Here is a 4416-nt window from a genome sequence, read left to right on the forward strand (position 1 = left end):
GGACTTCAGTCCTCTGATTTTGATAAGGACTGAAGTCCGAACGATCAAACTTCTTGATTTGGTTTGTCACTCGTTTGAGCGACACTCAAATGAGTGACACTCGAAAAAGTGACTGTGAAGCCATCAATCGCACCAGTTATACCTGAAATATCAAATAACACAACTTAAATATTGAAAGGAGCACATTATGTACACCGAAGAAAAAAGCACGAACAATGAAACAATGGCGATCGCCGCCGATACTACAGCTCAATCAAATTTTGCAGTTGGTCTAACAACAGGACTCAACAAACCCACTTTACAAATCGGTTCCACAGGTCAAGCTGTCAAAGAACTAGAAACTCTCCTAGCTCATTGGGGATATTATTTCGGCCCGATTGACGGTATCTTCGGCGTCCAAGTTCAAAAAGCAGTCAAAGGCTATCAACACCGCGTCTTCTTAATCGAAGATGGGATTGTCGGTTCTATAACTTGGCAAGCACTATACTCTGGTGCACCTGTGAATATGCCGACCCTGATGAATGGCAGTTCTGGTAATGCTGTGAAAATTGTTCAAAATGTCCTGAAATTGAATGGATACTATTTCGGCTTTATTGACGGATTTTTTGGTCCAATGACTGATGTAGCAGTGCGCCATTTCCAACTCAGCAAGGGTTTAGCACAAGATGGAATTGTCGGCTATAAAACTTGGCACGCTCTCAGCAAGTTACCTCACTAAGTTGCATTGGGTTCCCACAAACACCTTACCAGTTGGTTTGTAGTGAGGACTTCAGTCCTCATAAAAATCTGAGCACTTATATTCCTCACTACAAATACACTTAGCTAACTCAAATGAGTGACACTCAAAAAAGTGACTGTGCAGCCACAAATCTCACCAGTTATACCTGAAATATCAAAGACCACAACTTAAATCTTCAAAGGAATCACATTATGTACACCGAAGAAAGAACCACGAATAATGAAACTGTAGCTATCGTCGCCGATGCTACTCCTCAATCAAATGTTGCAGTTGCTGCAACCGCCGGACTGAACAAACCTACTTTACAAATAGGTTCCACAGGTCAAGCTGTCAAGGAACTACAACAGCTTCTCTATCATTGGGGATATTATTCTGGCGCGATGGACGGTATCTTCGGCGTCCTAGTTCAAAAAGCAGTCAAAGGCTATCAACACCGCGTCTTTTTAACTGAAGATGGGATGGTCGGTTCTATAACTTGGCAAGCACTATACTCTGGTGCACCTGTGAATATGCCCATCTTGATGAATGGCAGTTCTGGTAATGCTGTGAAAATTGTTCAAAATGTCTTGAAAATCAATGGATACTATTTCGGTGGGATTGATGGATATTTTGGCACGATGACAGATGTCGCAGTGCGCCAGTTCCAAATCAGCAAGAATATACCGCAAGATGGAATTGTCGGTGCTAAAACCTGGTACGGACTCAGCAAGTTACCCCACTAATCATCGGTTTAATTATTGATAGAATTTACGCAAAACCTCTATATGTAAAGTGCAATATTCACTTTACCTATAGAGGTTTTCGGACGGAAAGTCATTATAAAAATCACAAGACTAAACTCCTCATTACAAAGCAATACGGTTTACTTAAGATAGTCCTTCGAGAGGAACAGAACGAAGCATAAGCCCTTTGAGCAGGCTTCGCCAACGCAGTATCTATTTTTCAGAGGAGTTTCACGACTAGCAGTATATGAGTGAACTGTATTGCTTTATATATAAGAAAGAGCGCTGAAGCGCAACAACGTACCTAATCTGGTACGTTGTTGCGCTTCAGCGCTCTTTATATATCAATACAGTTTACTTAAGACTGATGAGAGGATTGCTATATGTTTTACAAAAATTAGATTCTTCTAAAGCATCGATCGCATTACCGAGCAAATTCATAAATCCCAAATGTCTTTCTCGTCTTCTTGTCAAGGGGGTTGAGCAATTACCAAAAAGAATTGGTTGAAAGCCCCAAGCCCGGGAGAAAGGGAGCATCTCATTTTTGTAAAAAGTATTTTTCCTTTGAGTGCTGTCCTCGCTCGCGTATTATACAATACGCGAGCGAGGACGCTCGCACTATAATAAATGCAAAACTGAGATGCTCCCGGGACAAATTAAAATCAGACGATTCATGAATCCAATCCTCGGACTTCTAGGTAGAGGTCGTTGTCAACTGTCAACTGTCAACTGTCAACTGAACATTAATCATCCCTCCCAGAACGCGGACGAATGCGATTCAACTGATTAATTGCCCAGCGAGCTGTTTCCTGAACTTCTGCATCTGGATCGTCCGTCGCGCGGTGCAACAAATGACTGATTTGATTCACCAATTCGTAAATCCGTGTCAAGTCCCGAATCGCATTTTTCCGCACTTCCGGGTTTTCATTTTGCAATGAAATTGACCAGGCATTATTCATGGGTTTGAGCGTGCGAATGCCAATTTCCGAGAGACTTGCCAGAATTAAACTGTACTGCTTAGAGTCAGAATTTCCTAATAAATCCAGCAACGGCTCAACGGCTCTGGAATCTCCCTGCTGCCCGAGTTCCCAAATTGCTTTGCGCCTATTTGCCGGATTGAGGTGCTGCAAATCTTCAATGAGTGTTTCAATAATATCAACTTTTTGTCTGACTTCCGTTTCGGTTCGGGAAATATCTTTCTTCCGATTCGCTAGTGCATCGGCTCGATTAGTTGTTTCTCGAATATTGAAACCTGAGTCGCTGTAGCCGTTGTTGCGATTTTCGTCTGTGGCGGTGTCGGCATTAATTCGATCGCCCTCTACCCCTGCATCCTCGGATTCTGATTGCCCAGATTCTAGGATAAACGGTAAAGGCAGATCGGTGCTCTCGATCTTGTAGCCCTTGGGGAAATTGACAGGGTAGGGCAATGCTGGTAGCGGTTTGAGTCCCCCAGAAGAAACCTGTTGCTGTCCCATTTCGTGCCTGTTTCTCTGAGCATCGGGATTGGTGAATCGAGAGTTTCTTTGGTTTTGTCGATCGGCTCGAACCCGTCTTCGCTTAGAATTATTTGACTCGCCACTGCTCACTAATTTCAGCATGATCGCTACTGCCGCTGCCGTGACGACAACTGCTGCCAAACCCAACATTAACAACCCCCGCTGGTGTGACAAAATGACAATTATATTGGAGATTGGTTTCGGGATTTTGGAATTAGATTTTTGTTTTTTAGACGGCTTAGATTTGTTTTTATCGGGCGCTGGAGAGGATTGTGAAGGATTGGAGTCCGGAGGAGAGTCCGGGGGAGAACCCGCCTGAGCAATTTGTTGGGAAACAACCTGGTAGGAAGCATTGACAATCTGTTGCCTTCCCTCCGCACTGGGAATGAAGGCAGCGCCCAGAGAGGCAATGCAGGTAAGCAAACATAAAGTGGAGCGGTAGTGCGCCATAAGACTCAATTGGGTTTTTGAGAGGCAACGCCGCATGACGAGCTTTAGTGTAACCATGAGTTAGCTCGATCCTAGCTGCTATGCGCCCAACTAACCCACAAATATCACGCCCGATCGCGAAAAATCATGTTTTGAGGTGGCAGCGAGCCGGATCTCAATCGCGCAATTGCCTCAATAACGGCGGCGGCAGATAGAGCAGGGGCATCTTGGAAAGTTGATTTTGCCAGGGAAGCATCAGCTACGTGCTGTGCAGATGCTGCAACGCCGACGATTGTTGCTGGTGGCTGCGGAGGCGCGTGCCATCACCTGTGAGTTTAACTGTTTCGTCGCTGCTGCGTCGCTTTTGTCTTTATCTTAACGGTTACTCGAACAAGGGGGATTTGTAGTGGCAACGAGAAATCTGGTTTTTGAGTGTATTTCGGGCTGCTACACGGAATGTTTTCAGTATTGTAAAACTTCATTCAGTTTGTAAGCAGGGATAAGCGATTGTGATATTCTGTAATCAGGATGTTAAAAATAAAACTATCAAACTACGCTAAAACAATAATAAGTTACACAATCGCATAGCGAGGCGTTCAAGCCCTCTGGTGTTGCCACATCCGGCATGACAGACAGAAAGTGGTTTGATTATAGTTGACTACTCGCCACAATCGCCGAGCCCAAAGACAGAGGTTCAGAATGCAGCTAACAGAACGTCACATCATCAAATCTACCGAACACCGTTTTGCTCAGATTGACGAACTAGCCTTCAAATCGAAGAATCTTTATAATGCTGCCAATTATGCGATCCGTCAAAGCTTTGTGTATGGATGGGGCTACATCAATTACAACGAAATGAATCGCCTCATGAAATCTCACGAAGCTTACAAAGCAATGCCCGCCAAAGTAAGCCAGCAAATCTTGATGTTGTTAGATAAAAACTGGAAATCTTTTTTTGAAGCTCTCAAAGCTTACAAAAAAGATACCTCTAAATTTACTGGTCGTCCCAAACTACCGAAGTACAAAGATA

Annotated in this window: 3 protein-coding genes and 1 pseudogene; 3 read left to right on the forward strand and 1 reads right to left on the reverse strand. The window is 43.9% G+C overall.

Annotation, left to right across the window (positions count from 1 at the left end):
* Positions 1 to 187 precede the first annotated feature (187 nt).
* Both QZ938_RS31505 and QZ938_RS31510 read left to right on the forward strand, forming a co-directional pair.
* Positions 188 to 718 (forward strand): peptidoglycan-binding protein, encoded by a 531-nt coding sequence (locus QZ938_RS31505; RefSeq protein ID WP_293356085.1) that lies wholly within the window; start codon positions 188 to 190, stop codon positions 716 to 718.
* A 212-nt stretch (positions 719 to 930) separates the two neighbouring features.
* Entirely contained in the window at positions 931 to 1461 is a 531-nt protein-coding gene (locus QZ938_RS31510; protein WP_293145708.1) for a peptidoglycan-binding protein, read from the forward strand.
* A 743-nt stretch (positions 1462 to 2204) separates the two neighbouring features.
* Here QZ938_RS31510 and QZ938_RS31515 read toward each other — a convergent pair.
* Entirely contained in the window at positions 2205 to 3407 is a 1203-nt protein-coding gene (locus tag QZ938_RS31515; RefSeq protein WP_293356088.1) for a HEAT repeat domain-containing protein, read from the reverse strand.
* Between the two features lie 678 nt (positions 3408 to 4085).
* On the opposite strand from QZ938_RS31515, the pseudogene QZ938_RS31520 reads away from it, so the two are divergent.
* Positions 4086 to 4416 (forward strand): annotated as a pseudogene (locus QZ938_RS31520) (RNA-guided endonuclease TnpB family protein); the annotation flags it as partial.

It is taken from the genome of Microcoleus sp. CAWBG27, from assembly GCF_020883145.1.
Taxonomy (GTDB): domain Bacteria; phylum Cyanobacteriota; class Cyanobacteriia; order Cyanobacteriales; family Microcoleaceae; genus Microcoleus.

What these genes read in the sequence shown, in the direction of transcription:
- QZ938_RS31505 (WP_293356085.1), top strand. Translation starts at nt 188, where the DNA reads ATGTACACCGAAGAAAAAAGCACGAACAATGAAACAATGGCGATCGCC.
- QZ938_RS31510 (WP_293145708.1), top strand. Translation starts at nt 931, where the DNA reads ATGTACACCGAAGAAAGAACCACGAATAATGAAACTGTAGCTATCGTC.
- QZ938_RS31515 (WP_293356088.1), bottom strand. Translation starts at nt 3,407, where the DNA reads ATGGCGCACTACCGCTCCACTTTATGTTTGCTTACCTGCATTGCCTCT.